Genomic DNA, 26,728 nt, shown 5'->3' with positions numbered 1-26,728 from the left:
GTTTGCCGGTCAGCGATAGGCTGGCGGCGCCAGTCAGTTCGTCATCCACGGGCGGAGCGGGAGCGAAGCGGACGCGGAGACCCGAGGATCCATTCCGTGACTTTGATCGTGGGTGCTGCGGAGCAGAATTCTGAACCGTGGCAACGCCTGAACGTCACGGAATGGATCCTCGGGTCTGCGCTGCGTCGCTTCGCTCCTTGCTCCGCCCGTGGATGACGAGGCTGAGGAGCCTCGGCCAATCACCAACGCTGGCGCGGAGGTTTCGAACCTGTGCGTGGGACCTTAGCCAAACCGCCCGCGCCGTTGCCAGCGCGGGCATCAACGGCGATCCGAGAGCGATCACCAGCTCCAATAACCGGGGTGCCAGCGGTGGTGGTACCAGAAGCCGGGATGCCAATGGCGCGCCGGCCGTATGATCACGCGGCGGTTCGGCACGCATCTGCCCCTACGGTTCACGTGCCAGCCGGGACCGCAGCGCCAGCCGACGGTTTCGATGGGCAGCGGCGAAGCACCTGGCTTGGCCATCGGCATGGCCTGCGAGCCGACACTGGACAGCATCAACGTGCCGGCAGCCATGGCGAGAGGCAGAACGTATTTTGCGAACATGCGTTGTCTCCGTAAATTTGTCCCTACCTCCGTGAAACGGAGGACAGGGCCGAATTCCGTCGGAGCGGTGCGGATCACGTCTTCGTTAACGGGCGGCGCCGTCGTTGAGCGTCGCCACCGTCTTCAGCGCGCCGTCCAGCATGTCGCCCTTTTCGTCCTTCAGCGCCGCCTCGCGCAGGCGGCGGATCCAGTCGGCAGCGTCCTCCCTGCCCTTGAGCATCGGCAGCGCCGACAGCACGCGATCGAATTTCGACTGGGCGCGGGCGTGGGTGTCGCTGTAGCCCTTGATCAGGCGGCGGCAGTTCAGGATTTCGGTGGCAAGCGCATAATCCTGCCGCACATAGCCGAGCGCCAGGCCGTACCAGCGTTCGAGATGCGAGACCTCTACCTTGTGGCGCAGCAGGCGGCGGCGCCAGCGTCGCAGGCCGGCGATGAACCACAGCATGGCGAAGCCGGTGAAACTGTCGGTGCGGATGTGGCGGCCGCGATTGATGCGGCGGTCGAGGAAGGCGGCGAGTTTTGGGCGGTTCTCGATGTAGCTGCCGAGCCCCGCCGGCAGCGTGCCGCAGAACTCCTCGATGCGCGGATGGAAATATTCGGTGACCTGCAGCACCGCCCCTTCCTTGACGCCGACCTCCCTGCGCACCCGCTTGTCGCGGGTCGAGCGCGTCTTGAGATCGGCGACGCGGATCATGTCGTCGTAGCACATGGCGTTGGCGAGATGCTTTGCCGCGGCGATCGACAGCGCATAGCCGCGCTCCGCATTGTCCATCGCCACCGCTCTGTCCAGCCGGTCGAGATATTCGCCGCCATAGGCGATGTCCTGGTAATCGACGACCTTCTTCAGCCCGCGCTCGGCCATGTCGCGCACGGGCTCCGGGAGCGACGCGACGCGAGCGGCAAGCGCCTGCCAGCCCTTGAGCAGGGTTTCCGGGCCACTGACCCTCCCCGTTGGCCTGGGCTGGGCAACGGGGGGTTCCGCCGCCGCTTTTTCCCCGGCCGGCGCTGCCGCGATCCCGCGCGCGCGGTTGTAGGCCGCGCCGAAGGCGGCGAGGCTCGGCTTGACGCCACGGCCGCCGGCGCCGATCGCCTGCTCGTAAGTGTCGCGGGTGAAGGGCAGCGCGTCGGAGCCGGCCAGCGCGCCGAGCAGGCTGGCCGAGATCATGGTGCCGTTGTCGGCGGCGATCTTTTCCATGTCGAAGGCGATGAAGCGCCTGGCCGCCGCTTGTGCCGTCGCGTGCACTTTTTCCGACGAGGCGCGGCCGTCGCCCGGCTCGATCTTTTCCGAGACGGCGGCGATGCGGTGTGAAGAGGTGATCAGCGTCGTGCGCTCAGGCGTGACGAAACCGCGGATGATGGCGCGGCCGGCTTCCATCAGCTCGGCGGCGATCAATATGTCGACATCGCCCTGCGAGGGCGACAGCGCGAAAACCGGCAGCCGGCCGGTGTCGCGGGCCATCTCGATGTAATAGATCGTGGCGCCAGTGCGCTGCGCGACGCCGGCCACGGAGGTCGATTGGGCGATATAGCCGTTGCGCTCGGCGACGTCGGTGATCCAGTCGGCGAGCACGCCGCCGCCCTGGCCGCCGACCGCGAGCACGGCGAGTTTTATCACCCGCTCGTCGTCAGAGGCGCCCGCCTTGGGGCGCAGGGGAGAAGCCTGATCAAGCATCGGCGAACGTCAAGCGGCGGCTCTCGCGGCGGCGCTGCAGAAGGCCGATCGCGGCGCGGCGCGCGTTTTCGAGGAAACGGTCCCAGCGGCCGGGATTGTGGACGACATCGGCGCGGTAGAAGGACGGGCAGAGCACGGCGGCGTCCGCCACCTCGCCACAATTGCCGCAGCCGACGCAGTTCTGGTCGATCGAGGCGACCGGATCGTCGCGCAGCGGATCGTCGAGCGACTTCACCGACAGCGACGGGCAGCCGGAGAGCCGCATGCAGGCGTGGTCGCCCGTGCAGATATCCTCGTCGACGCCGAATTTCGGCTTCACCACGCGCTCGCCGCCCTTGATCGCCTTGTCGACCAGCGGCTTCTCGCGGCGCTGGCGGTTGAGCATGCACTCGGACGAGGCGACGATGACCTTCGGACCCTTCTCCTCGGTGGTCAGCGCCTCGCGCAGCGCGGCTTGCATCTTGCCGACATCATAGGTGCGGTCGATATGGCGCAGCCATTTGACGCCCATGCCCTTCACCGCTTCATCGATCGGATGCTTGGTCGACTTGGTGCGGTTGTTTGCGCGCGAGGACAGGATGTCCTGGCCGCCGGTAGCCGCCGAGTAGAAATTGTCGACGATGACGATGACGCCGTCATTCTTGTTGAACACGGCGTTGCCGATCGAGGAGGTCAGCCCGTTGTGCCAGAAGCCGCCATCGCCGACGAAGGAGATCGAGCGGCGTTTTGCCTCCGGCGAGTTGAAGGCGGAGGCCGAGGCCGGCCCCAGCCCATAGCCCATGGTGGTGGCGCCGAGCTCGAAAGGCGGCATGATCGAGAACAGATGGCAGCCGATGTCGGAGGCGATGTGGTGCTTGCCGAGCTCTTGCTCGACAAGCTTGGTCGCGGCGAAAATCGGCCGCTCAGGACAGCCGACGCAGAAGCCCGGCGGACGTCCAGGCACGACATTGATGAGGTCGGCCGTATCGACGCCCTCGCCCGCCTTGTTCGGAGCCCGGACCTCGCCCGGCAGCAGATGCGGAGCATTGGCGCGCAGGAAGGAGCCGATGCCGTCGAGCATCACCTGGCCGGTATATTCGCCGGCCATCGGCAGATGCTCCTTGCCGACCAGTTTGGTGCCGCGCCCGGCCTTGTGCAGCATCGCGGCAAAGGCCTGCTCGATATAATTGGGCTGGCCTTCCTCGACGACCAGCACCGCCTGCTTGCCCTCGCAGAAGGCGAGGAACTCATCGTCGACCAGCGGGTAGACGGCGTTCAGCACGTAAAGCGGCACGTCGGTCTCGCCATAGGTGTCGGCAAGGCCGAGCCGCTGCAGCGCGCGGATGACGGAATTATACATGCCGCCCTGCATGACGATGCCGACCGAGCCGTGATCCGGCCCGAACATCTCGTTGATCTTGCGGCTCTTGATGAAATCCACCGCCGCCGGCCAGCGCTTGGCGACCTTCTCCTTCTCATGCAGGAAGGAGGCGGGCGGCAGCACGATGCGGCCGGGGTCGCGGCGCGGCGCGGACAGCGCATCGGCGACCGACATCGGCGGGCGCTTGTTGTCCTTGGCGATGAAGTGGCCATGGACGTGACAGCAGCGGATGCGCACCTGCAGCATCACCGGCGTGTTCGACACCTCCGACAGCTCGAATCCGTCCTCGACCGCCTTGACGATCGATGGCAGGTTCGGGCGCGGGTCGAGCAGCCAGACCTGGCTCTTCATGGCGAAGGCATGGCTGCGCTCCTGCATGATCGAGGAGCCCTCGCCATAGTCCTCGCCGACGATGATCAGCGCGCCGCCGGTGACGCCGCCGGAGGCCAGGTTCGCCAGCGCGTCGGAAGCGACGTTGGTGCCGACCGTCGACTTGAAGGTGGCGGCGCCCCGGATCGGATAATGCACGGAGGCGGCCAGCATGGCGGTGGCAGTCGCTTCGGAAGCGCTCGCCTCGAAATGCACGCCGAGCTCGCCCAGGATGTCCTGCGCGTCGGCCAGCACATCCATCAGATGGCTGATCGGCGCGCCCTGGTAGCCGCCGACATAGCCTACGCCGCACTGCAAGAGCGCCTTGGTGATGGCGAGGATGCCCTCGCCGGCGAATTCCTCGCCGGCGCCAAGCCTCAGCTTTTCGACTTCCTTGGCAAAAGACCGTTCGGCCATCTCCGCCTCCTTCCGTTGCCGCCTTCCATGGGGCGGCGCGTGCATCTAGATCTCGTGCTTGCGGATGTTCTTCAGCATTTTTTGCAACGTCGCGATCAGCGCGGCGTATTCGGCATCGTCGATACCGTCGAACATGGCTTCGAAAGCGTCATGCATTGCGGGCCAAGCGCGGGTGAACAGCGCTCGCCCATCATCGGTAAGAAAAACATGGCGGATGCGGCTGTCGGTGACGCCCTGCTCGCGCCGCACCAGGCCCTGGCCTTCCAGCGTATCGAGCGTGCGGCTCAAGGTCGACTGCTCGATGACCGTGTAGACCGAGAGATCGTTGACGGTGACGCCGTCGGCGACCGACAGCACGGCCAGCGTCCGTACCTGCGGGATGGTCAGGCCCTGCTTGCGGAAGTCGTCGCGCAAAGTGGCGTTGTAGCGGCCCATGATGCGGTTCATCAGGTAGGGCGCGAATTGCTGCAGGCCGATCTGGCCGAGGGTCGAGATGCGCTGGCGCTTTTCGGCGAGCTTCTGTTCCATCATAGCCTCCCCGCCAGCAGAAAGCCGGAGCCGCCGCCGAGGCCGGCGCCTGGATGGGTCGAGGCGCCGATATGATAGAGGCCCTTGATGCCGGTCTCGTGGTTGCGGCTCGCCTTGAACGGCCGCCACAGGAAGGACTGGTCGATGGTCGACGAGCCGCCATAGGGATCGCCGCCGACAAGGTTGACGTTCAGGGCTTCGAGATCGGCCGGCGAATAGGCGCGGCGCGCGATCACGCTCTCGCGGAAACCGTCGATGTGGTTGGCGAGGATCGCCTCGACCCGGTCGGCATAGGCTTCGCGCAGCGCTTCGGTCCAGCGGCGGTCGGCGGGCGCTTCAAGCTTGCCGGCGGCATCGCCCTTGATGTGGCGCGGCGCCTCCGGCAGTTGCAGCCACAGGATCGCCTTGCCATCGGGGCAGCGCGACTGGTCGAGCGCGTGCGGCTGGCCGACGCAGATGGTCGGCACTTCCGGCAGCAGGCCGCGCACCGCCTCGTTGCAGGCCTTCGACACGCCATCCAAACCCGGCGTCAGATGCAGCAGCGCGACCTTGTCGAGGCCCTCGCCGCGCCAGGCCGGCGGCTTGTCCAGCGCGTAGTGGATCTGGAAATTGCCCTTGCCATAGCGATAAACGCGGGTCGCTTCGACGTCGCGCTTTGGAGCCGCATCGCCGAGCAGACGGCTATAGAGCTGCGTCGGCGTGACCGAGCAGATGACGCTCTTCTCGGCGTTCAACGTCTCGCCGGAGGCGAGCCGCACGCCGCCGGCGCGTCCGCCGCTCTGGAAGATCGAGGCGACGTCGGCGTTGACGCGGATCTCGCCGCCGCGCTCCTTGATCAGGGACTCGAAGGCGGCAAGCAGATTCCTGGCGCCGCCCTTGACGATGGGCGCGCCGGCAGCCTCCAGCGCGAAGGCGATTACTTTGGCGATCTGGCCGGAGAAGGCGTCTTCCGGGCCAAGCCCGGCATGCAGCACCCAGGGCGCCCAGAGCGCGCGGACGAGGTCGGAACTGTAAGTCGTTTCCAACCAACCCCTCGCGGGCACCAGCGCCTCGCCCATGAAGGCGGCAAGGTTGCGCGGGCCGCGCCGCCAGGCCTCGCCGGCGATGAGCTTCGTCGTCGTATAGGACCACAGTGCGCCGCCGAGCAGGCCGAAGAGAAGACCGGCATTGCGTTCGATGTCGCCGACATCGCCGCCATGGCGGTCGCCGTCGCCGGAGGCGATCCGGTTCAGCGCCGCAATGTTGGCGGCACGGTCGGTGGTGAGCACGGCATGGCTGCCGTCGGGCGTGAGCACGCCTGTCGGGGTGGCGGTGTGGCAGAACTCCAGTCCATGCCGCGCAAGGTCCTTGCCGAGCGCGGCGAACGCCGGCGAGGTGATGAACAGCACGAAGGTCGTGGCCATCACATCATGGACGAAGCCAGGCGCCGTGATCTCGTCGGTACGCATGCAGCCGCCGAGACGATCGTTGCGCTCGAGCACGAGCACCTTGGCGCCCTTGGCGCCCAGCATCGCCGCGCAAACCAGGGCGTTGATGCCGCTGCCGACGATGATGTGATCGGGGGCGGTCATTGGAGGCTCGCGGGTACGAGGGCGTCAATCGCGCGAAGCCGAGTTCCTTCGCGCCCCCCTCTGTCCTGCCGGACATCTCCCCCTCTAGGGGGGAGATCAGCCGTCATCGCGGCTTTCGCCAATTGTCTACGATGCAGGATTGAGCGGGGCGCCAAAGCTGCCAATCTCCCCCCGGGAGGGGGAGATGTCCGGCAGGACAGAGGGGGGCGCCGTAGAGCGCTGGCCTTGCCAGGCTGCCGCCCTCTCGCTGTCATCACTCCATCGCCCGCAAGCATGATCTTCTCCCGAAGACCGTCGCCTCGCCTATTTGCCCGGCACCAGCGCCAATGCGCGGATCGGACTGCCGGTGCCGCGCTCGATCTTGAGCGGGGCGGCGATCAGGATCGCGCCCTTCGGCGGCAGCTGGTCGAGGTTGCAGAGGCTGGCCAGCCCATAGCGGTTGGCCTTGTGCATCAGCGTGTGCGCCGGGAACGGCGGCTCCATGCCGCCGGCCTTGCCGGCGTCGGTACCGATCGTTTCCGAGCCCCAGCCCTTGATGTCTTTGGCGATCAGGAACTGGATGGCCTCGGCCGTCGGGCCCGGCGTGTGCGGGCCGGTCTCGTTGGCGTTGAGGAACTCCGCTTCCGAGCCGTTGCGCTTGTACCAGTCGGTGCGCATCACCACCCACTCGCCGGGGTTGATGGCGCCGTGCTTGGCCTCCCAGGCCTTGATGTGGTCGACGGTGAGCAGGAAGTCATGGTCCGCGGCCGCTTCCTTCGAGCAGTCGATGACGTTGATCGGTCCGATGAAATTCTGCGCCGGAATGGTGTCGGTGGCGCCGTCCGGATAATCCTTGCCGGTGATCCAGTGCTGCGGCGCGTCGAAATGCGTGCCCGAATGCTCGCCGAGCTTCAGCCAGTTCCAGGCCCACCACGGGCCGTTCTTGTCGTATTTGGAGATCTCGTGGATCTCGACCTTTGGCGTGTCGACGGCGAGTTCCGGCGGCAGCTTGATCAGCGGCGTGTTCGGCCCGAGCGGCGCCGTCAGATCGACCACCTTGATGGCGCCCGAAAGCAGCTGGCCGGCGACCTCGCCGAGGAGTTCTTGCGTGTCCATGGTCTTTTGTTCCCTCTTGTTCGTGACCTTCAAGGCTCGTTGCGGCCCTTAATATACCTACTAGACGAAAACATATGCATCTGCAATTATCTTTAAGCATAAAGCATTTTGGGGCGGGGCGTGAGCGAGTTCGACGCCATCTTTGTCGGGGCGGGCCACAACAGTCTGGCATGCGCCGCGCATCTGGCGCTCAAAGGCTGGAAAATAGCGGTTTTCGAACGCAGCGAGGCAATCGGCGGCGCGGTACGGACCGCCGAGTACACGCTTCCCGGTTTCCGGCACGATTTCGGCGCGATGAATTTGAGCCTCTTCGCCGGCTCGGCCTTCCGCCGGAAATATGCAAATGAATTGAAAAGCCACGGACTGGAATTCGCGCCCGCGGCCGATTGTTTCGCCAGCGCCTTCCCGGACGGCAAATGGTTCGGCGTCAGCAACGACCTCGAAAGGACCGCATCGCGGTTGGCCGCCTTCTCCGCGGCGGACGCGGCCACATGGCGGAAACTGGTCGCCGCCTTCCCGGGTGAGGCCGAACATCTGTTCCGCCTGCTGGGTTCGCCGATGAGCGCAAGGGCGCTGGCCGGCACAGGCTGGAATCTCTGGCGCAAGAAGGGTTTTTCCGGCGCGCTCGATACGGCCCGATTGCTGTTGTCGTCACCGCGCGCGTGGCTCGAGGAAAATTTCGAGACGCCGCATGTGCGCACGACACTCGCGGCCTGGGGCATGCATCTCGATTTCGCGCCCGACACCGCCGGCGGCGCCGTGTTCCCTTATCTGGAATCGATGGCCAACCAGAGTTTCGGCATGGTGCTCGGCAAAGGCGGCGCCGATACCATCATCCTGGCGCTTGCCGGCATGCTCAAGGCGGATGGCGGCAAGATCATAACAGGCGCGGAGGTCACGGAGATCATGGTCGCCGGCGGCAGGGCGACCGGCGTTCGGCTGGCATCCGGAGAAACCCATGCTGCAAGCAAGGCGGTCATTGCCGGCGTCGCACCCAAGGCGCTGGCGGGCGGGCTGCTGCCCAACGGTTCTGGCGACGCCGGCTTCGATGCGGCGATGAAGACATTCCGCCACGCGCCGGGCACGATGATGATCCATCTGGCGCTGGACGACCTGCCCGACTGGAGCGCCGGCGCCGAGCTTCGCCAATTCGCCTATGTACATCTGGCGCCGTCGCTCGACGCCATGTCGCGCACCTATCAGCAGGCGATCGCTGGCCAACTGCCGGAGCAGCCGGTGCTGGTCGTCGGCCAGCCGACGGCCGTCGATCCGTCGCGCGCGCCGCCAGGCAAGCATGTGCTGTGGGTGCAGGTGCGCATGTTGCCGGCGGAGATCCTTGGCGATGCCGCGGACAAGATCGCGCTGGCGCACTGGGATGCGGTCAAGGACGCCTATGCCGAGCGCGTGCTCGACATCATCGAGAGCTATGCGCCGGGATTGCGCAAAAAGATTCTCGGCCGTGCGATCTTCTCGCCGCTCGACCTCGAGCGCGAGAACCCGAACCTCGTCGGCGGCGACCAGATCTGCGGCAGCCATCACCTGGCGCAGAATTTTCTCTTCCGCCCGGCGCGCGGCTTCGCGCGCTGGAACACGCCGGTCTCGAACCTTTACCTCACCGGCGCCGCGACATGGCCCGGCGCCGGCACGGGCGCAGGTTCCGGCTTCATGCTCGCCCAACAGCTGGGAGGGAACTAGAGCATGATCCCGAACCGAAGGTCAGCGAACGCAAAAGTGCGAACCGGTTTTCGGAGAAAGATCATGCTCCAATAAAGAGCTACAATTCCGGGAATGGACAAGGCGCGGTTGCCCACCACCGAACGAAAACGCCGCGCAAATTAAAGACAACCAACAAGGGGAACGACCATGACCATCAACCGACGTGACTTGCTTGGATACGGTGCCGCGGCAATCGGTGCTGCAACGCTTGGCCTGCCGAAGGCGGCAAAGGCGGCGGACGAGCTCACCATCGCCTACAACGTCAACCTGCCTTCGTGGGATCCGACGACCGGACCCTCGGCCGTCAACCCGACCATCCAGGGCCTTTATCAATCGGTGTTCGACCAGATCATCGGACAGAAGCCCGATCTCTCCTTCACGCCGGGTCTGCTCACCGAATGGGGCTGGAACGACGACCGCACCAAGGTGACGATGACGGTGCGTGACGGCGTGAAATGGCACGACGGCTCGCCCTTTACGGCCGAGGACGTGGTGTGGTCGCTGCAGCGGGCCGGCGACGAGAAGACCGGCAATCCGATCCAGTTCGTCTGGAAGAACGTCAACAACTTCAAGATCGACGGCAACAAGATCACCGGCGATGTCGTGCAGTTCGACCCGGTCTATTTCAAGTGGATGTCGTTCCTGACCGGCTACATCCTGCCGAAGGCCTATTACGAGAAGGTCGGCGCGGAAGGCTTCGAGAAGGCGCCGATCGGCACCGGTCCCTATATGGTCGACAAGTTCGAGCGCAATGCGTTCCTGCGGCTGAAGGCCAATCCGCACTATTGGGGCACCAAGCCCGCCTTCGAGAACGTGACGATCAAGTTCGTCACCGACGCGGCGAGCCGTGTCGCCGAAATCGAGTCCGGCTCCTCGCAGGTGACGCTCGAAATCCCCTATGAGGAATATGACCGGCTGATCGCCAAGGACGGGCTGGCCGGCTCGATCAAGAACGTCTCCGACATCGGCATGATCTTCTTCAACGACATCGAGGCGATGCTGGACAAGAACGTCCGCCAGGCGGCCGTGATGGCAGTGGACAAGGAGCTTCTGGTCAAGCGGCTGCTGCGCGGCTACGGCCAGCCGATCGCGACGCTGGAGACGCCGGAATACGCCGCCTTCGATCCATCGATCAAGGTCGAGCACAATCCGGAGAAGGCCAAGGAGTTGCTCGCCGCCTCCGGCTATTCGCCCGAGAAGCCGGTCAAGTTCACCATCCAGACGACCAAGGGTTTCAAGCCCAAGGACTATGAGATGATCCAGGCGATCGTCGGCATGTGGCGCAAGGTCGGCATCGAGGCCAATATCGAGGTCTACGAGATCGCCAAGCATTACGAGCTGCGCGCCGCCGACAAGCTGGCGCCGGCCGCCTTCTACAACTGGGGCAACTCGATCGGCGATCCAACCACCTCGACCGGATTTGCCATGTATGGCCCAAGCCCGCATTCGGTGTGGGACAGCCAGGACCTGATCGACATGATCAACCCGCTGTGGGGCGAGAAGGACGAAGCCAAGCGCATCGCTGGCTGGAAGGCCGTCGACAAATACATCGCCGAGCAGGCCTATGTGCTGCCGCTGATCCAATATGCGCAGCCGATCGTGCATTCGAAGAAGGTCAATGTCGTGCAGCATGTGTCCGGCGCGCTGCTGCCGGCGCTGATGACCCCGGCCGTCTGATCACCGGTCTTGGATTGCCGCGCGCCGTCCGCAAGACGGCGCTCATCCGGACATATGGCGCATGCTGCTGCAAAGATTCCTCGTTCGTCTGCTGACGATGCTGGTGACGCTGTTCGGCGTCGCTGTCGTCGTCTTCGTCGTCATCCGGGTCGCGCCCGGCGACCCGATCGCCATGATGCTGCCGCCCGGCGCCAGCAATGACGACATTGCACGGCTGCGCGCGCTCTATGGGCTCGACAAAAGCATCGTGCAGCAATTCTTCATCTGGCTCGGCGGCGTGCTGCATGGGAATTTCGGCACCTCGATTTCGCTGCGCCAAGACGTGCTGGGGCTGGTGTTCAACCGGCTGCCGGCGACGCTGGAGCTGGCGACGGTCGCGCTGCTGATGGCGATCACGATCGGCACTACCGCCGCGATCCTCGGCGCGCGCTCGCGCGGGACGGCGATAGAGGCCGGCATCGACATCGCCAGCGGCGCGACGCTCTCCATCCCCGATTTCCTCTGGGGCCTGGTGCTGATCCTGCTGTTCGGCGTGCTGGTGCCGGTGTTCGACATTTCGGGCCGGGTGTCGCCGCAGCTCGATCTGCCCTTCGCCACCCAGTTCTACCTGGTCGAGAGCATCCTCAGGCTGCGTTTCGACCTGACTTGGGACCTGTTGAAACACATGCTGATGCCGGCCGTCGCGCTGGCGCTGCCGCTGGCGGCGATCATCGCTCAATTGCTCAAACAGTCGCTGAAGGAAGTGCTCGACCTCGACTATGTGGTGCTGGCGCGCGTGAAGGGTTTTTCCGAGACACAGGTGATCCTGCGCGAGGCGCTGAAGAACGCGGCGCTGCCGACGCTGACGCTGGTCGGCGTTCAGTTCACCTTCCTTATCGGCGGCACCGTCATCGTCGAGCGGCTGTTTTCCTATGAAGGCCTCGGCAACATGGCGATCGACGCCGTCATCAACCGCGACCTGCCGCTGATACAGGGCATCGTGCTGGTGTTCGCGCTGCTTTTCGTGCTGATCAACCTCGCCGTCGACATGACGTATGCGCTGCTCAATCCGAGGCTGCGCCATGGATGAGGCAAGTGTCGCCAGGCGAGGTTTGAGCCCGAGGCTGTGGCTGGCCGGCGGCTGGCTTCTGCTGGCGCTGCTCGCGGCCATATTCGCGCCGCTGATCGCGCCGCAGGATCCGCTGGCGCAGGATCTGATGCTGGAGCGGCTGCCGCCCTTCTGGCTGGACGGCGCCGAGCCCGGCTATTGGCTGGGCACCGACAGCCTGGGACGTGATCTGTTGTCGCGGCTGATCTTCGGCGGCCGCATCGCCTTCATCGTCGCCTTCGCGGCGGCGACGTCCGCCTGTGTTCTCGGCTCGGCGCTGGGGCTGATCGCCGGCTATTTCGGCGGCTGGGCCGACCGCTTCATCTCGCGCATCGTCGATGTCTGGATGGCCTTCCCGCCGGTGCTGTTCGCCATCCTGCTGGTGGCCGTGCTGGGCACCGGCCTGAGCTCCGTCATCCTCGCCATCGCGATCATCGACTGGACGCGCTTCTGCCGGGTGATCCGCGCCGAGGCGATGAGCCAGGCGCGCATGGACTATGTCGAAAGCGCACGCATCGCCGGCTATGGCCGCATCGGCATCATGCTGCGCGAAGTGCTGCCCAATGTGCTGCCGTCGGTGGTGGCGCTGCTGTCCCTGGAGATGGGCATCGCCGTCATCGTCGAGGCGATCCTCTCCTTCGTCAATCTGTCGATCTCGACCGACGATCCGACCTGGGGCAGCATCATCGCCGAGGGACGGTTGTCGATCCATCAGGCCTGGTGGGTGCTGGTGTTCCCGCTGATCACGCTGATCCTGACCGTGCTCTCCTTCAGCCAGTTCGGCGAAGCGCTGAAGGCGCGCTTCGATCCGGTGCTGCGATGAGCGCGTGCCTGGACATCCGCGGTTTGAGCACCGTGCTGCCCAACGGCCAGCGCGTGCTGCGCTCCGTATCGCTCGCCGTCCAGCCGGGCGAGGTGCGCGCGCTTGTCGGCGAAAGCGGCGCCGGCAAGACGATGATCGGCAAGGCGGTGCTCGGCGTGCTGCCGAAAAGCGTGCGCATCGTCGAAGGCGAGATGCTGATCGAGGGCGAGCACCTCGGCCGCCTCGATCCGAAGGCTCGGCGGACCCTGATCGGCGCGCGCACGGCGCTGATCCCGCAGGATCCGCTCACCGCGCTCAACCCGTCGCGCCGCATCGGCCCGCAAATGACCGACCGGCTGGTGCGCATCCTCGGCTGGAGCGGCGAGAGGGCGGACCAGCGCATCCGGCAGCTGCTCGACGAGGTGCAGATCCGCGATCCCGAGCGCGTGCTGAAAAGTTATCCGCATGAATTGTCCGGTGGTATGCGCCAACGTGTGCTGATCGCGGCGGCGTTCGCGGCGGAGCCCCGATTGATTGTGGCCGACGAGCCGACGACGGCGTTGGACGTGACGGTGCAGAAGCAGATCCTGCGGCTCATCGCGCAACTGCAGCGCGATCATGGAACGGCGATCCTGTTCGTCACCCACGACCTCGGAGTGGTCGCCAAGACAAGCCAGAAAGTGTCGGTGCTCTATGCCGGCAAGGTGGTCGAAGAGGCCGGGACCGAGGCGCTGTTTGCGGCACCGCAGCACCCCTATACGCGCGCGCTGATGGCGGCGACACCGCGCTACACCGACCCATACGCCTCGCTGAAGCCGGTGGACGAAAGCGTGCTTGCCGGATTGGCCGTGGAGATCGCCGCCGCCGACAAGGACTGGAGGCCCGGCCATGGCTGAGCCGCTGATTTCTGTGCGCGGGCTGAAGGTGGCGCTGCCCGACATGACGCGCAAGCCGCTGATCGGCCGCGCGCCGCTGGCCGAGATTCTCAACGGACTGGACTTCGACCTGCCAAAGGGATCTGTCACCGGCATTGTCGGCGAATCCGGCTCCGGCAAGTCGACGCTCGGCCGCGCGCTGGTAAGGCTGATCGAGCCGAGTGCCGGCTCCATCGGCTTCGAGGGGCGCGACATCAGCCGTCTTTCGGAAGCGGAGCTCAGGCCGCTGCGCCGCGACCTGCAGATGATCTTCCAGGATCCAATGTCGTCGCTCAATCCGCGGCATACGATCTTCAACATCATCGCCGCACCCTTGAGGCAGAACGGCCTTGGCGACAGGCTGAAGGAACGCGTCGCGGAAGCGTTGCAGCGCGTCGGCCTGCCGCAGAGTTTTGCCAGCCGCTACCGCCACGAATTGTCGGGCGGCCAGCGTCAGCGTGTCGGTATCGCACGAGCGCTCGCGCTGTCGCCGAAATTCGTGCTGGCCGACGAGATCGTCTCCGGCCTCGACGTCTCGACGCAGGCACAGATCCTGACGCTGCTGGAAAAGCTGGCGGCCGAGCTGGGGCTGACGGTGGCCTTCATCAGCCACGATTTGTCGGTGATCCGGCGGCTTTGCCAGCAGGTCATCGTGATGCGCGAAGGCAGGATCGTCGAGGCCAGCGCCACGGACGCTTTATTCGACAATCCGAAGGAGACTTACACGCGCGACCTGCTCGCCGCCATTCCGCTGCCGGAAATCGACCCGGACTGGCTGCGGCCCAAGGCGTCGGCATGACGTGAGTTTTGATCCGCACGCCGACCAGCGGGCCTCGGATGTGCGCAAGGACAAGTCAGCCCGCCAACGGAGGGTGACATGAAATACGCAATACAGGCGGCGATCCTCGCGGCCTCTTTGTTCGGCGCAATGGGAGCAGCTTCCGCGGATTCGATCCCCGGCATGCGCGGGCACGACCACACCGGCATCACCGTGCCCGACATGAAGCAGGCCGTCGACTTCTTCACCAATGTCGTCGGCTGCAAGAAGGCGATGTCCTTCGGGCCGTTCGCCGACGACAAGGGCACCTTCATGCAGGATCTGCTTGGCGTCGATCCGAAGGCGGTGATCGAAGAGATCACCATGGTGCGCTGCGGCTATGGATCGAACATCGAACTGTTCAAATATACCGCGCCCGACCAGAAGGATTTGACGCCGAAGAACAGCGATATCGGCGGCTTCCACATCGCCTTCTATGTCGACGACGTCGCCGCCGCGAAAACCTATCTCGAGGCCAAGGGCGTGAAGACCCGGCTGGGACCGCTGCCGGTGAAGGAAGGGCCGGCTGCAGGCCAGACCATCCTCTATTTCCAGGCGCCGTGGGGGCTGCAGCTCGAGGCGATCAGCTACCCCGAAGGCATGGCGTATGAAAAGGGCGCCGAGACGGTGCTGTGGAGCCCGAAGAATCCGACCAAGTGACGAACCAAACAGCCGGCGTCGATCATTCAATTATAAAACTTTAAGCTTGAAATAATTGCCGGCCAGCGCAATACTGACTGCTGGGTCGCCGGCCTGCCGGCGTTCCCGATGCCTTAGAGCGTTTCATGCAATTCCGGATGGAAAACCGCTACGCATTTTTCCTGGAATTGCTCTAGAGGAGATCGCAAGACATGAAGGTTGCGGTTCTCGGCGGCGGACCAGCCGGCCTCTATTTTGCCATCTCGCTCAAGCTGCGCGATGCCGCGCATGAGGTGACGGTCTATGAGCGCAACCGCGCCGACGACACATTCGGATGGGGCGTGGTGCTGTCGGCGGAGACGCTGGAGAACCTGACCAGGAACGATCCGGTCAGCGCCGTCTGGATCAAGAAGCATTTCGCCTATTGGGACGACATCGCCGTCATTCATGACGGCGTGCGAACGGTGTCTTCCGGCCATGGCTTTTGCGGCATCGGCCGCAAGCGGCTCCTGATCCTCTTGCAGCGGCGCGCCCGCGAGCTCGGCATCAAGATGATGTTCGAGACCGATGTTTCCGACCCGAAACCCTTTATGGAAACGCATGACCTGGTGGTCGCCGCCGACGGGTTGAACTCGAAGTCACGCGCGGCCTTCGCCGACGTCTTCAAGCCGGACATCGACACCCGCAAATGCAAGTTCGTGTGGCTCGGCACCACGCAGAAATTCGACGACGCCTTCACCTTCATCTTCGAGAAGACCGAGCATGGCTGGGTGTGGGCGCATGCCTACCAGTTCGACAGCGAGACCGCGACCTTCATCGTCGAATGCAGCGAAGCGACCTGGGCTGCGTTCGGCTTCGGCCAGATGACGCAGCAGGAATCGATCGCGGTCTGCGAACGCATTTTTGCAAAGCATCTCGGCGGCCACCCGCTGATGACCAACGCCAACCACATTCGAGGTTCGGCGTGGATCAACTTCCCGCGGGTGCTGTGCGAGCGCTGGTCTTACAAGAACCTGGCGCTTATGGGGGATGCGGCGGCTTCAGCGCATTTCTCCATCGGCTCCGGCACCAAGCTGGCGCTGGAAAGCGCGGTGGCGCTCGCCGATTATGTCGAGTCCGAGCCGGACCTCGATGCGGCCTTCCGCAAATATGAAGATGCGCGGCGCACCGAGGTGCTGAAGCTGCAATCGGCGGCGCGCAATTCGCTGGAATGGTTCGAAGAAGTCGAACGATATCTCGGTTTAGATCCAGTTCAATTCAACTATTCGCTGCTCACCCGCTCACAGCGCATCAGCCACGAGAACCTTCGGCTGCGCGATGCCGAATGGCTGGCGGGCGCCGAAGAATGGTTCCAGCGCAAGGCCGGCGCCGGCGGCAACAGCTTACGCCGCGCGCCGATGTTCGCGCCGTTCAAGCTGCGCGACATGACGCTCAGCAACCGCATCGTCGTCTCGCCGATGGCGCAGTACAAGGCCGTCGACGGCTGTCCGACCGACTGGCATTTTTCGCATTATGCCGAGCGCGCCAAGGGCGGCGCCGGCCTGCTCTATATCGAGATGACCTGCGTCAGCCCGGAAGGGCGCATCACGCCCGGATGTCCTGGCTTCTACAGACCGGAGCATGAGGTCGCGTGGAAGCGGCTGGTCGATTTCGTCCATGCCGAGACCGAAGCAAAGATCTGCGCCCAAATCGGCCATTCCGGCGCCAAGGGCTCGACCCGGGTGGGCTGGGAAGGAACCGACGTGCCACTGCCGGACGGCAACTGGCCGGTGATGGCGCCTTCGGCCGTGCCATGGTCGCCGAAGAACCAGGTGCCGAAGGCGATGGACCGCGCCGACATGGATCTGGTTCGCGATCAATTCGTCGCCTCGGCCGAGATGGCCGAACGCTGCGGCTTCGACATGCTGGAGATCCATGCCGCGCATGGCTACCTGCTGTCGGCGTTCATCACGCCGCTGACCAATCGCCGTACCGACGACTATGGCGGCTCGCTGGAAAACCGCATGCGCTATCCGCTGGAAATCTTCCATGCGGTGCGCGCGGTGTGGCCGGCCGAGAAGCCGATCTCGATGCGCATCTCGGCCAATGACTGGGTGGGTATCGAAGGCGTCACGCCTTCGGATGCGGTCGAGATCGCCAGACTTCTGCACGGAGGGGGCGTCGACCTTTGCGACGTGTCGGCCGGGCAAACCACCATCGCCGCCAAGCCGGTCTATGGCCGCATGTTCCAGACGCCGTTCTCCGACCGCATCCGCAACGAGGTCGGCATGGCGACGATGGCGGTCGGCAACATCTATGAGCCGGACCATGCCAACTCGATTCTGATGGCCGGGCGCGCCGACCTGGTGGCGCTGGCAAGGCCGCATCTTGCCGATCCCTACTGGACGCTGCACGCGGCGGTGACGCTCGGCGACCGCGGCGTCAAATGGCCCGATCCCTATCTGCCGGGACGCGACCAGATCTACCGGCTGGCCGAGCGGGAAGCGGCTGCGGGGCTCAAAGTATGAGCGCCGTGCGCGAAATTGCCGGTAAGCACGCGCTGGTCACCGGCGGCGGCTCCGGCGTCGGCAAAGCCATTGCGCAAGCGCTGGCGGCAGAAGGTGTGGCCGTCACCATATGCGGGCGGCGCGAAGCGACGCTGGCCGAGGTTACAAACGAAAACGACCGCATCTTTGCCGTCACTGCCGATGTCACGAACGAGGCCGACATGGCGGACGTGTACCAGAAGGCGGAAGCCGCGCGCGGACCCTTCGACGTCGTCGTGGCCAATGCCGGCATGGCGGGCAGCGTGGCGGCGCACAAGACCGCGCTGGCCGACTGGCAGCGCACGCTCGACGTCAATCTCACCGGCGCGTTCCTGACCGTGAAGCCGGCGCTCGCCGGAATGCTCGCGCGAAAGACAGGCCGGATCATTTTCATTGCCTCGACCGCGGGCCTCAAGGGTTATGCCTATGTCGCACCTTACGTCGCGGCCAAGCACGGTGTTGTCGGGCTGATGCGGGCTTTAGCGGCCGAGACCGCCAAATCCGGTGTCACCGTGAATGCCGTGTGCCCGGGCTTCGTCGAAACCGAGATGCTTGAGGAGTCCGTCCAGCGCATCGTCGAGAAGACCGGACGTTCCACCGCCGAGGTGCGCGCGAGCCTTGCGGCGACGAACCCGCAGGGGCGGTTCATCCAGCCGGAAGAAGTCGCGGCGGCGGTGCTTTGGCTATGCAGCGACGCCGCGCGGTCGATCACCGGGCAGGCCATTTCGATCTCGGGAGGCGAGACATGGTAGCGGGACCGACTTCCGCCGGACCGGGCAAGGACAGGCTGCGGCTGTGGATACGCCTGCTGCGCGCCTCGCGCACCATCGAGGCGGAGCTGCGCGAGCGTTTGAAGAAGGAGTTCGACACCACGCTGCCGCGCTTCGACGTGATGGCGGCGCTCTACCGCTCGCCGGAAGGCATGCTGATGAGCGATCTGTCGCGCTTCCTGCTGGTGTCGAACGGCAATGTGACGGGCATCGTCGACCGGCTGGTTTCCGAAGGGCTGGTGACGCGGGCGCGCCGTAACGGCGACCGCCGCACCTCGATGGTGCGGCTGACCGAGGAAGGCTCGAAGTCTTTCGCCGCGATCGCCGCCGCGCATGAGAATTGGGTCGGCGAGCTGCTCGGCAATGTCAGCGAGGACGAGGCGCGGCAGCTGACCGGCATGTTGAAATCGTTCCGCAGCAATTGGGAGGGACGCGAATGAGCGCCATGGCCAAGCTCAAGCCGAAGCATTTCCTCTGGCAGGTCGAAGGCAAGATCGCGAAGATCCGGCTCGACCGGCCGGAGCGCAAGAACCCGCTGACCTTCGACAGCTATGCCGAGCTGCGCGACACGTTTCGCGAACTCGTCTATGCCGACGACGTCGATGCCGTGGTGTTCCTGCCCAATGGCGGCAATTTCTGCTCGGGCGGCGATGTCCACGACATCATCGGGCCGCTGATCCAGATGGACATGAAGGCGCTGCTCGCCTTCACGCGCATGACCGGCGATTTCGTCAAGGCGATGCTCAACTGCGGCAAGCCGATCATCGCGGCCGTCGACGGCGTTGCGGTCGGCGCCGGCGCGATCATCGCCATGGCCTCCGACATCCGCATCGCCACGCCGGAGGCAAAGACCGCCTTCCTGTTTACGCGCGTCGGCCTCGCCGGCTGCGACATGGGCGCCTGCGCGATCCTGCCGCGCATCATCGGCCAGGGCCGCGCCGCCGAACTGCTCTACACCGGCCGCACCATGAGCGCCGCCGAAGGCGAGCGCTGGGGTTTCTATAATCGGCTTGTCGAGCCCGCGGCCCTGGAGGACGACGCGCTCGACATGGCCGCGCGCATCGTCTCCGGCCCGACCTTCGCGCATGGCATCACCAAGACGCAGCTCAACCAGGAATGGTCGATGGGCCTCGACCAGGCGATCGAGGCGGAAGCGCAGGCACAGGCGATCTGCATGCAGACCGGCGATTTCGAGCGGGCGTACAAGGCGTTCGCCGCGAAGGAAAAGCCGGTGTTCGAGGGGAGTTGAGGATGGGTGTGTTCTTGGAGAGGTTGGCGGGACAGCGCCCCCCTCTGGCCTGCCGGCCATCTCCCCCTCTAGGGGGGAGATCGGATGTCGCCCCCGCGTTCGCCAACCACCAACGCCGCAGGATTGAGCGGGACGCCAAAACTGCCAATCTCCCCCCTAGAGGGGGAGATGTCCGGCAGGACAGAGGGGGGCGCCGTAGAGCGCAACGCCCTAAGCACTGCGGAGGTGCAAATGCCTGACCGCACCTTCCTCTCGTGGCCCTTCTTCGAAGATCGCCACCGCCAACTTGCCGAGCGTCTCGAAGCCTGGTGCCAACAAAACCTTCCCGTCGACCACCACGATGTCGACGCCGCCTGCCGCGATCTCGTGGCGATGCTCGGCCGCGACGGGTGGCTGAAGCCGACGGCGCTCGACCCGGCCAAACCCGGACCGCTCGATGTGCGCACGCTCTGCATCACGCGCGAGACGCTTGCCCGCCACGACGGACTCGCCGATTTCGCCTTCGCCATGCAGGGGCTGGGCACCGGCGCGATCACGCTGTTCGGCACGCCGGACCAGCAGCGCTGGCTGGAGAAGACGCGGACCGGCCAAGCGATCTCCGCCTTTGCGCTCTCCGAGCCACGCTCGGGGTCGGATGTCGCCAATATGGAAATGACCGCTGTCCGCGAAGGCGGCGACTATCTGCTCTCGGGCGAAAAGACCTGGATCTCCAATGGCGGCATCGCAGACCTCTACGTGGTGTTCGCCCGCACCGGCGAGGCGCCCGGCGCCAAGGGGATTTCCGCTTTCGTCGTGCCGGCGGAGACGAAGGGGCTCAGCGTCGCCGAGCGGCTCGAGGTCATCGCCCCTCACCCTCTGGCGCGGCTCTCCTTCGATAATGTCCGCATTCCGGCTTCCGGCCTGATCGGCGAGCCGGGCGACGGTTTCCGCGTCGCCATGTCGGTGCTCGACGTGTTCCGCTCGACGGTCGGCGCGGCGGCCCTCGGCTTCGCGCGGCGCGCGCTGGACGAAAGCATCAAACGCGCGGCCGAGCGAAAACTGTTCGGCGCGCCGATGGCGGAACTGCAGATGGTGCAGGGTCACCTCTCCGACATGGCGCTGGATGTCGACGCGGCTGCGCTCCTCATCTACCGCGCCGCCTGGACCAAGGACATGGGCGCCGCGCGGGTGACGCGCGAGGCCGCGATGGCCAAGCTCTTCGCCACCGACAAGGCGCAGGAGGTGATCGACAAGGCGGTGCAACTGCATGGCGGCGATGGCGTGCGCAAGGGACACATCATCGAGAGCCTCTATCGCGAGATCCGGGCGTTGCGCATCTATGAGGGCGCCTCGGACGTGCAGAAGGTGGTCATCGCCAGGCAGGTGATGGGCGGGGCGTGACAACGAGTTTGAACCAGGGGGAACTGGACATGCACACCATCCTGCAGCCGGAAGGCTGGGCCAAACCGATCGGCTACGCCAATGGTGTGGCCGCGCATGGCCGGCTCGTCTTTATCGGCGGCCAGGTCGGATGGAATGCCGAATGCCGGTTCGAGACCGACGACTTCGTCGGCCAGGTGCGCCAGACGCTCGCCAACATCGTTGCCGTGCTCGCCGAAGCCGGCGGCGAGCCGCGGCACATCACCTCGATGACTTGGTACTTTACCGACAAGGCCGAGTATGTCGGCAACCTCAAGGGCATCGGCGAGGTCTATCGCGACGTGATCGGACGGCATTTTCCGGCGATGGCGGCCATGCAAGTGGTGGCGCTGGTCGAGGACCGTGCCAAGGTGGAGATTCAGGCGACGGCTGTTATCCCCGAGTAGTTACTCGCGAAGCCCGGCCTGCCGCAGCAGCGGCAGAACATGGTCGCAGAAATAGGGCAGTTCCTGGGTGTAGTTGACGAAGGACAACGCGATGCCCTGGTAGCCATGCCCGGCAATGGCGACCATATCGGCGGCAATCTTTTCAGGGGTTCCGATCAATGGATAAGTGCCGGCGCCGCCGGCAAAGCGCTGCCGATAGAGATCATAGGCGTGCGGATCGTGCGACTGGGAGAATTCCTTCTTGCCGGCCATATGGGCGTCGACGGCTTCGTGATCGGCCATCGTGACGGCGTAGCGCGTGTAATAGGCCTGCGCCTCTTCCACCGTCGGGCGGCAGACGACATGCGCAACCGTATAGACGCCGACATCGCGGCCCGCCTTGTCGGCGCGCTCACCGATGTCGGCGACATGCTTGCCGGCATCGTTCATCTCGGAAAAGGTCGTGAACAGATAGTCGCATCTGGCGGCGGCGAAATCCCGGCCCGGGCCGCCGAAAGCGGCATTCATCGTCACCGGCCGCGGAACCTGAAGACTGGCCGGCCGGCTCACCGCCTCCTTCAGCCGATAATAAGCGCCTTCATAGTCGAGAGGCTCGCTCGATGCATAGAGCCGCTCGAGGATTTCAATCCATTCCGCCGCCTGGTCATAGCCCTTCTCGACCAACGGCGTGCCGAACATTCCGAATTCCTTCGGGTTCCAGCCGCAAACGATGTTGAGCCCGGCGCGGCCCTGGCTGATGTGGTCGACCGTCGCCAGCGCCTTGGCGGCGTAGAGTGGATGCACCAGCGGCACATGCACCGTCATGAACAGGCCGATCTGCTCGGTCACGGCCGCGAGCGCCGCCGCCCAAGTGAAGGTCTCGAAGGAGAATTCGCGGACCCTGTTGCGGCCGCCGAAACCGCGCCAGCGCGCGATCGGCAGCATGAATTCGAGCCCGGCGCGGTCGGCTATCTGCGCCGCCGTCAGATTATCCTGCCAGCTCGCGGTCCAGCGTTCCGGCACGTCGGTGATGGCAAGCCCGCCATCGGCATTGGCCGAGAAGACGCCGAGCTTCAGTCTGTTCGGGCCGTGCAGGGGATGGGCTTTGATCATCTCGGAAACTCGCGGCGGGACGCCACACGCTAGGCCGGCGTGAAAATATTTCAAGCCTGAAATAGCTTCGCCTCGCCGTCGTTTGCGGGTATGCATTGGGCAACTCAAAAAGGGGATGGCATGAGCGAGTTCCGCCAGAAGTGCATCGGCAAGACGAACCTTATCGGGTCATTCGCCGCCATTCCCCATCCGGTCGCCGTCGAGGTCATGGCGCTGTCCGGCCTCGATTTCCTCTGCATCGACTGGGAGCACGCGCAGATCTCGCGCGACATGATCGAGGCCATGGTGCGAGCAGCCGACGTGCATCGCGTGCCGGCTATGGTCCGGGTTCCCGGCCATGCGCCGGAAGCCATTCAGGCGGCGCTGGACAGCGGCGCGCAAGGCGTGCTCGTGCCGCGCGTCTCGACAGCGGAGCAGGCCGCAATGGCGGTGAAGGCCTCGCGCTATCCGCCGCAAGGCGCGCGCGGTGTCGGTCCCGGCCGGGCCGCGGGCTATGGCTATCGTATTCCCGAATATCTTGCCTCCGCCAACAACCAAACGATCGTCGCGGTCCAGGTTGAGACATCGGAGGGACTGGCCAATATCGAAGCGATCGCGGCGGTCGACGGCGTCGACGTGGTCTTCGTCGGCCCTGGCGATCTCTCGGTGTCGATCGACGCTGTCGGCCCGGCAGGCGCGGACAAGCTCGCCGAGGCGATCGGAACAATCATTCGAATGACGATCGCACATGGCAGGACTGCCGGCTTATTTTGCGCCAGCGCACAGACCGTCAGCCGATGGGCAGCCATCGGCGCGAGTTTCTTCGTGCTGGCAAGCGACACGATGTTTCTCGGTGCCGGGGCCGCGGCCAACGGCACCGCCGCCCGCGCCGAACTGGCGCAGGGGCCGGCTAGGCGAAAGAGCGTATCGGCAAGGCACAGTGTCGCCAAACTTTAAGCTTAAAACTTTCGCCTTGAAAAGCGCCGTACTTTGGATAGCATCAAGATCGCGACTGTCCGGCTGGAGGGGCTTTTCCGGTCCATCGCAGTGTTCCGGGTGGGAGGGGTTCGGTCCTTGTCGTTCATATTGCCCCATTCATCGTCCAGCGCGCGCTATGCCTTCGATGGCGTGCGTGCCCAGATTCGCGATCTGCACACCGAAAACATCGCCAACCTCGCGGTTCGCGCGCGGGAACTCGGCGATGTCATCGCGCTCTGGTACGGCGAAGGCGATATGGTGACGCCAGCCTTCATCCGCGACGCGGCGAAGGCCGCCTTCGACGAAGGCCTGACCTTCTACGTTCCCAACATGCGTGGGCACGGCCCGCTGAACGAGGCGCTTTCAGAATACCAGACGCGCATCCACGGCCGCTCGATCCCGATCGCGCGGACCACGGTGACGCCGGGCGGCATGCAGGCGCTCTATCTGGCGCTGGAACTGCTGGTCGATGCCGGCACCAACGTCGTCTATGTCGCGCCGCAATGGCCCAACACCCACAACGCCATCCATCTGATCGGCGGCGAGCCGCGCCCGTTCTCGCTCGACTTCAAGGGCGACTGGCAACTCGATCTCGACCGATTGTTTGCAAGCTGCGATGCGCGCACCCGCGCGATCTTCCTGTCGACGCCGTCCAATCCGACCGGCTGGACCGCGACGCGCGAGGAGATGCAGGCGCTGCTCGACTTCAGCAGGCGCACCGGCATCTGGATCATCTCCGACGAGGTCTACGGCCGGCTCTATCTCGAGGGCGACGTCGCCCCTTCCATCCTGCAGATCGCCGAGGATGGAGACAGGGTTCTGTCGGTCAACAGTTTCTCGAAGGCTTGGGCGATGACCGGCTGGCGCGTCGGCTGGCTGACGCATCCGTCGGGCGTTGCCGACCAGCTCGGCGCGATGACGCAATATGTCAACAGCGGCACCGCCGCGCCGATCCAGGCCGGCGCCGTCGCGGCGATCCGCCAGGGCGAGCCGCTGGTCGAGGAAATCAGGCAGCGGATCAGCATAGGCCTCGACCTCGCCTATGACCGGCTGGCGCAAATCCCAGGCACCATCCTGCCGACCAAGCCGCGCGGCGGCATGTATGCGTTCTTCGCCCTGGAAGGCGAGAACGACGCGCGCCGCGCCTGCGCCCGCATTCTGGAGACGGCGCGGGTCGGGCTTGCGCCCGGTCACCTGTTCGGAAATTCGGCTGCGGCGTTCCTGCGCATGTGCGTGTGCCGCGACACCAGCCAGATAGAAACGGCGCTTCAACGCATGACCGCCGCAATGAATTGACGCCCTGCCGGAAGCGGGGCGGCAAAAAGCCGTGCGGGGAAAACCCGCCCGTTCAACAACAGAGGGAACAGAAATGAGCTTTACTCGTCGCAACCTGCTTCTCATGGCCGCCGCTATCGGCATCGCCGCCGGCCCCGCCACCGCTTACGCCGCGGATGTGCTCAATGTCGGCGCTTACCCGACCAATCCGCCTTTCGAATACAAGAACGAGAGCGGCACCTTCGAGGGTTTCGAGGTCGACATCGTCAACGAGGCGGCCAAGCGCATCGGCATGACCACCGACATCGCCGATCTCGGGTTCCAGGCGCTGTTCGCCGCTACCACCTCCAAGCGCATTGACGTCGCCATCTCCTCGATCACCATCACGCAGGAGCGGCTGAAGTCGCAATCCTTCACGCAGCCCTATTATGACTCCGACATGGGCATCGCCACCAAGGCCGACAGCCCGATCAGCACCGAGGCGGACCTCAAGGGCAAGGTCGTCGGCGTGCTTTCCGGTTCCACCGGCGAAACCTGGGTCAAGGACCATCAGCAGGCCGACGGCTTCAGCGACGTGAAGGGCTATGACACGCAGCAGAACCTGTTGCTCGACCTCAGCGCCGGCCGCGTCGATGCCGCCGTCAGCGATATCCCCGGCATGCAATATTCCTTCAAGAAGATGAAGGACCTCGTCGTCAAGCAGCGCATCAAGACCGGTGAACAATACGGCCTGATGATGACCAAGGACCACCCGCTGCTCGGCAAGCTGAACGACGCGCTGACCGCGATGAAGAAGGACGGGACGCTGGCCGCGATCCACAAGAAGTGGTTCGACAGCGATGCTCCGGCGGACTCCTCCACGGTCAAGGAAATGCCGCTGCCCAAGGCCTGAGCGGCGACGAACACAACAGGACGTGCCGGCGCGAGAGGCCGGCACGTCCGTTTTTTTCTCCCATGAGCCCTGCCATCGCCGAAGCCGGTGCGGCAAAATCGGTGTCGGTGCGCGGCTCTGGCGTCTGTCTCCTTGATTGATGCAATTGCGGACGAAAAGCCGTTTCGCACTTTTCGTGGAATTGCTCTGGACGTAAAACGGTTCGGGAACGCTCCCATGTCGCTGATCGACACCTTCTTCAATCCCGGCGTTATTGCAGCCAGCCTGCCGGCGCTGCTGCGCGGCTTTCTCAACACGCTGCTGCTTGGGGTGATGAGCATCGTCATCGGCATAGCGGCGGGGCTGGCGATCAGCCTCGTGCGGCTCTATGCGCCGAAGCCGCTGCGGCTGCTCGCAGTCGGCTACACCGACATCTTTCGCGCTTTGCCGGTGCTGGTGGTTTTGATCCTGATCTACTACGCGCTGCCCTTCCTCGGCATACGCCTGTCATCCTGGGCGTCCGCCGTGACGGCTTTCGCCATCATCATGTCGGCTTACTCGGCCGAGGTATTTCGCTCCGGCATCGAAAGCATTCCGCGCGGCCAGTTCGAGGCGGCGCAGGCGCTTGGCCTGCCGTTCATGCTGACCCTGCGCAAGGTCGTGCTGCCGCAGGCGATCCGCGTGGTCATCCCGCCGATGACCAGCAACTGCGTCTCGATGTTCAAGGACACCTCGCTCGCCTCGACCGTGGCACTGCCGGAGCTGCTCAAGGAAGCGACCAATGCGCAGTCGCTCTACGCCAATCCCTCGCCGCTGATCGGCGCGGCGCTTGTCTACCTCATCTTCCTCTGGCCGATGGTGCGCCTCGTCAGCCTGCTCGAGCGCCGCTTCCAGACCGAGAAGACGCGCTGAAC

24 protein-coding genes are annotated in these 26,728 nt (G+C 65.0%); 17 read left to right on the top strand and 7 right to left on the bottom strand.

The features are described from left to right. Positions 1 to 339: 339 nt before the first annotated feature. The 6 genes from LB520_RS14185 to LB520_RS14160 all read right to left on the bottom strand — a co-directional run bounded on the left by LB520_RS14185 (position 340) and on the right by LB520_RS14160 (position 7,618). Complete coding sequence (locus tag LB520_RS14185) at positions 340 to 606, bottom strand: GCG_CRPN prefix-to-repeats domain-containing protein (protein ID WP_140843812.1); 267 nt, start codon at positions 604 to 606, stop codon at positions 340 to 342. A gap of 85 nt (positions 607 to 691) precedes the next feature. Next, complete coding sequence (locus LB520_RS14180; RefSeq protein ID WP_224637900.1) at positions 692 to 2,278, bottom strand: indolepyruvate oxidoreductase subunit beta family protein; 1,587 nt, start codon at positions 2,276 to 2,278, stop codon at positions 692 to 694. Then, the gene (locus tag LB520_RS14175) at positions 2,271 to 4,424 is read right to left on the bottom strand and encodes an indolepyruvate ferredoxin oxidoreductase subunit alpha (RefSeq protein WP_224637899.1); all 2,154 of its coding nucleotides are present in this window, start codon (positions 4,422 to 4,424) and stop codon (positions 2,271 to 2,273) included. The genes LB520_RS14180 and LB520_RS14175 overlap by 8 nt, the downstream gene beginning before the upstream one ends. A gap of 45 nt (positions 4,425 to 4,469) precedes the next feature. Further along, positions 4,470 to 4,952, bottom strand: a complete 483-nt coding sequence (locus tag LB520_RS14170) for a MarR family winged helix-turn-helix transcriptional regulator (RefSeq protein WP_140724517.1) — start codon at positions 4,950 to 4,952, stop codon at positions 4,470 to 4,472. Further along, on the bottom strand, positions 4,952 to 6,523 hold the full coding sequence (locus LB520_RS14165; protein ID WP_224637898.1) for a phytoene desaturase family protein: 1,572 nt from the start codon (positions 6,521 to 6,523) through the stop codon (positions 4,952 to 4,954). The genes LB520_RS14170 and LB520_RS14165 overlap by 1 nt, the downstream gene beginning before the upstream one ends. A gap of 303 nt (positions 6,524 to 6,826) precedes the next feature. Continuing rightward, positions 6,827 to 7,618: a cyclase family protein gene (locus LB520_RS14160; RefSeq protein ID WP_224637897.1), complete on the bottom strand. Its 792-nt coding sequence runs from the start codon at positions 7,616 to 7,618 to the stop codon at positions 6,827 to 6,829. Between the two features lie 120 nt (positions 7,619 to 7,738). Between LB520_RS14160 and LB520_RS14155 the strand changes: the two genes are divergently transcribed. From LB520_RS14155 to LB520_RS14095, 13 genes are all read left to right on the top strand, one after another. Next, entirely contained in the window at positions 7,739 to 9,313 is a 1,575-nt protein-coding gene (locus LB520_RS14155) for a phytoene desaturase family protein (protein WP_224637896.1), read from the top strand. A gap of 168 nt (positions 9,314 to 9,481) precedes the next feature. Then, positions 9,482 to 11,011 (top strand): ABC transporter substrate-binding protein, encoded by a 1,530-nt coding sequence (locus tag LB520_RS14150; RefSeq protein WP_224637895.1) that lies wholly within the window; start codon positions 9,482 to 9,484, stop codon positions 11,009 to 11,011. A 61-nt stretch (positions 11,012 to 11,072) separates the two neighbouring features. After that, complete coding sequence (locus LB520_RS14145; RefSeq protein WP_224637894.1) at positions 11,073 to 12,080, top strand: ABC transporter permease; 1,008 nt, start codon at positions 11,073 to 11,075, stop codon at positions 12,078 to 12,080. Beyond that, positions 12,073 to 12,921, top strand: a complete 849-nt coding sequence (locus LB520_RS14140; protein ID WP_224637893.1) for an ABC transporter permease — start codon at positions 12,073 to 12,075, stop codon at positions 12,919 to 12,921. Before LB520_RS14145 ends, LB520_RS14140 begins: the two co-directional genes overlap by 8 nt. Beyond that, positions 12,918 to 13,796, top strand: coding sequence for an ABC transporter ATP-binding protein (locus LB520_RS14135; protein ID WP_224637892.1), 879 nt, complete (start codon positions 12,918 to 12,920; stop codon positions 13,794 to 13,796). Before LB520_RS14140 ends, LB520_RS14135 begins: the two co-directional genes overlap by 4 nt. Next, complete coding sequence (locus LB520_RS14130) at positions 13,789 to 14,613, top strand: ATP-binding cassette domain-containing protein (RefSeq protein ID WP_224637891.1); 825 nt, start codon at positions 13,789 to 13,791, stop codon at positions 14,611 to 14,613. The genes LB520_RS14135 and LB520_RS14130 overlap by 8 nt, the downstream gene beginning before the upstream one ends. Before the next feature lie 78 nt (positions 14,614 to 14,691). Further along, positions 14,692 to 15,291 carry a VOC family protein gene (locus LB520_RS14125; RefSeq protein WP_224637890.1) on the top strand — a complete coding sequence of 200 codons (600 nt, stop codon included), beginning with the start codon at positions 14,692 to 14,694 and terminating at the stop codon, positions 15,289 to 15,291. A 191-nt stretch (positions 15,292 to 15,482) separates the two neighbouring features. Next, entirely contained in the window at positions 15,483 to 17,777 is a 2,295-nt protein-coding gene (locus tag LB520_RS14120; protein ID WP_224637889.1) for a bifunctional salicylyl-CoA 5-hydroxylase/oxidoreductase, read from the top strand. Next, a complete protein-coding gene (locus tag LB520_RS14115; protein WP_224637888.1) occupies positions 17,774 to 18,547 on the top strand; it encodes an SDR family NAD(P)-dependent oxidoreductase in 774 nt (257 codons plus the stop codon). The genes LB520_RS14120 and LB520_RS14115 overlap by 4 nt, the downstream gene beginning before the upstream one ends. Then, the gene (locus LB520_RS14110; RefSeq protein WP_140543119.1) at positions 18,541 to 19,005 is read left to right on the top strand and encodes a MarR family winged helix-turn-helix transcriptional regulator; all 465 of its coding nucleotides are present in this window, start codon (positions 18,541 to 18,543) and stop codon (positions 19,003 to 19,005) included. Before LB520_RS14115 ends, LB520_RS14110 begins: the two co-directional genes overlap by 7 nt. Then, positions 19,002 to 19,814, top strand: a complete 813-nt coding sequence (locus LB520_RS14105; RefSeq protein WP_224637887.1) for an enoyl-CoA hydratase family protein — start codon at positions 19,002 to 19,004, stop codon at positions 19,812 to 19,814. The genes LB520_RS14110 and LB520_RS14105 overlap by 4 nt, the downstream gene beginning before the upstream one ends. A gap of 231 nt (positions 19,815 to 20,045) precedes the next feature. Then, the gene (locus LB520_RS14100) at positions 20,046 to 21,194 is read left to right on the top strand and encodes an acyl-CoA dehydrogenase family protein (protein ID WP_224637886.1); all 1,149 of its coding nucleotides are present in this window, start codon (positions 20,046 to 20,048) and stop codon (positions 21,192 to 21,194) included. A 29-nt stretch (positions 21,195 to 21,223) separates the two neighbouring features. Beyond that, a complete protein-coding gene (locus tag LB520_RS14095) occupies positions 21,224 to 21,619 on the top strand; it encodes a RidA family protein (RefSeq protein WP_224631665.1) in 396 nt (131 codons plus the stop codon). On the opposite strand, the gene LB520_RS14090 is transcribed toward LB520_RS14095, so the two are convergent. Continuing rightward, positions 21,620 to 22,711: an LLM class flavin-dependent oxidoreductase gene (locus tag LB520_RS14090; RefSeq protein ID WP_224637885.1), complete on the bottom strand. Its 1,092-nt coding sequence runs from the start codon at positions 22,709 to 22,711 to the stop codon at positions 21,620 to 21,622. It lies immediately after the preceding gene. A gap of 120 nt (positions 22,712 to 22,831) precedes the next feature. On the opposite strand from LB520_RS14090, the gene LB520_RS14085 reads away from it, so the two are divergent. From LB520_RS14085 to LB520_RS14070, 4 genes are all read left to right on the top strand, one after another. Further along, positions 22,832 to 23,647, top strand: a complete 816-nt coding sequence (locus LB520_RS14085; RefSeq protein WP_224637884.1) for an HpcH/HpaI aldolase family protein — start codon at positions 22,832 to 22,834, stop codon at positions 23,645 to 23,647. Between the two features lie 117 nt (positions 23,648 to 23,764). Then, a complete protein-coding gene (locus tag LB520_RS14080) occupies positions 23,765 to 24,964 on the top strand; it encodes a pyridoxal phosphate-dependent aminotransferase (protein WP_224637883.1) in 1,200 nt (399 codons plus the stop codon). A gap of 73 nt (positions 24,965 to 25,037) precedes the next feature. After that, a complete protein-coding gene (locus LB520_RS14075) occupies positions 25,038 to 25,835 on the top strand; it encodes an ABC transporter substrate-binding protein (protein WP_140543112.1) in 798 nt (265 codons plus the stop codon). 216 nt (positions 25,836 to 26,051) lie between these two features. Further along, a complete protein-coding gene (locus LB520_RS14070) occupies positions 26,052 to 26,726 on the top strand; it encodes an amino acid ABC transporter permease (RefSeq protein WP_095766038.1) in 675 nt (224 codons plus the stop codon). The last annotated feature ends 2 nt before the right edge of the window (positions 26,727 to 26,728 follow it).

It is taken from the genome of Mesorhizobium sp. CA12 (genome assembly GCF_020165255.1).
GTDB lineage: Bacteria > Pseudomonadota > Alphaproteobacteria > Rhizobiales > Rhizobiaceae > Mesorhizobium.
This window is presented reverse-complemented; position numbering and strand designations above follow the sequence as displayed.

Excerpts from the sequence above, each read along its gene's own strand:
- LB520_RS14170 (WP_140724517.1), bottom strand. The coding sequence starts at position 4,952 with ATGGAACAGAAGCTCGCCGAAAAGCGCCAGCGCATCTCGACCCTCGGC.
- LB520_RS14110 (WP_140543119.1), top strand. The coding sequence starts at position 18,541 with ATGGTAGCGGGACCGACTTCCGCCGGACCGGGCAAGGACAGGCTGCGG.
- LB520_RS14165 (WP_224637898.1), bottom strand. The coding sequence starts at position 6,523 with ATGACCGCCCCCGATCACATCATCGTCGGCAGCGGCATCAACGCCCTG.
- LB520_RS14075 (WP_140543112.1), top strand. The coding sequence starts at position 25,038 with ATGAGCTTTACTCGTCGCAACCTGCTTCTCATGGCCGCCGCTATCGGC.
- LB520_RS14095 (WP_224631665.1), top strand. The coding sequence starts at position 21,224 with ATGCACACCATCCTGCAGCCGGAAGGCTGGGCCAAACCGATCGGCTAC.
- LB520_RS14185 (WP_140843812.1), bottom strand. The coding sequence starts at position 606 with ATGTTCGCAAAATACGTTCTGCCTCTCGCCATGGCTGCCGGCACGTTG.
- LB520_RS14160 (WP_224637897.1), bottom strand. The coding sequence starts at position 7,618 with ATGGACACGCAAGAACTCCTCGGCGAGGTCGCCGGCCAGCTGCTTTCG.
- LB520_RS14135 (WP_224637892.1), top strand. The coding sequence starts at position 12,918 with ATGAGCGCGTGCCTGGACATCCGCGGTTTGAGCACCGTGCTGCCCAAC.
- LB520_RS14070 (WP_095766038.1), top strand. The coding sequence starts at position 26,052 with ATGTCGCTGATCGACACCTTCTTCAATCCCGGCGTTATTGCAGCCAGC.
- LB520_RS14125 (WP_224637890.1), top strand. The coding sequence starts at position 14,692 with ATGAAATACGCAATACAGGCGGCGATCCTCGCGGCCTCTTTGTTCGGC.
- LB520_RS14150 (WP_224637895.1), top strand. The coding sequence starts at position 9,482 with ATGACCATCAACCGACGTGACTTGCTTGGATACGGTGCCGCGGCAATC.
- LB520_RS14105 (WP_224637887.1), top strand. The coding sequence starts at position 19,002 with ATGAGCGCCATGGCCAAGCTCAAGCCGAAGCATTTCCTCTGGCAGGTC.
- LB520_RS14085 (WP_224637884.1), top strand. The coding sequence starts at position 22,832 with ATGAGCGAGTTCCGCCAGAAGTGCATCGGCAAGACGAACCTTATCGGG.
- LB520_RS14100 (WP_224637886.1), top strand. The coding sequence starts at position 20,046 with ATGCCTGACCGCACCTTCCTCTCGTGGCCCTTCTTCGAAGATCGCCAC.
- LB520_RS14145 (WP_224637894.1), top strand. The coding sequence starts at position 11,073 with ATGCTGCTGCAAAGATTCCTCGTTCGTCTGCTGACGATGCTGGTGACG.
- LB520_RS14090 (WP_224637885.1), bottom strand. The coding sequence starts at position 22,711 with ATGATCAAAGCCCATCCCCTGCACGGCCCGAACAGACTGAAGCTCGGC.
- LB520_RS14115 (WP_224637888.1), top strand. The coding sequence starts at position 17,774 with ATGAGCGCCGTGCGCGAAATTGCCGGTAAGCACGCGCTGGTCACCGGC.
- LB520_RS14180 (WP_224637900.1), bottom strand. The coding sequence starts at position 2,278 with ATGCTTGATCAGGCTTCTCCCCTGCGCCCCAAGGCGGGCGCCTCTGAC.
- LB520_RS14175 (WP_224637899.1), bottom strand. The coding sequence starts at position 4,424 with ATGGCCGAACGGTCTTTTGCCAAGGAAGTCGAAAAGCTGAGGCTTGGC.
- LB520_RS14120 (WP_224637889.1), top strand. The coding sequence starts at position 15,483 with ATGAAGGTTGCGGTTCTCGGCGGCGGACCAGCCGGCCTCTATTTTGCC.
- LB520_RS14140 (WP_224637893.1), top strand. The coding sequence starts at position 12,073 with ATGGATGAGGCAAGTGTCGCCAGGCGAGGTTTGAGCCCGAGGCTGTGG.
- LB520_RS14130 (WP_224637891.1), top strand. The coding sequence starts at position 13,789 with ATGGCTGAGCCGCTGATTTCTGTGCGCGGGCTGAAGGTGGCGCTGCCC.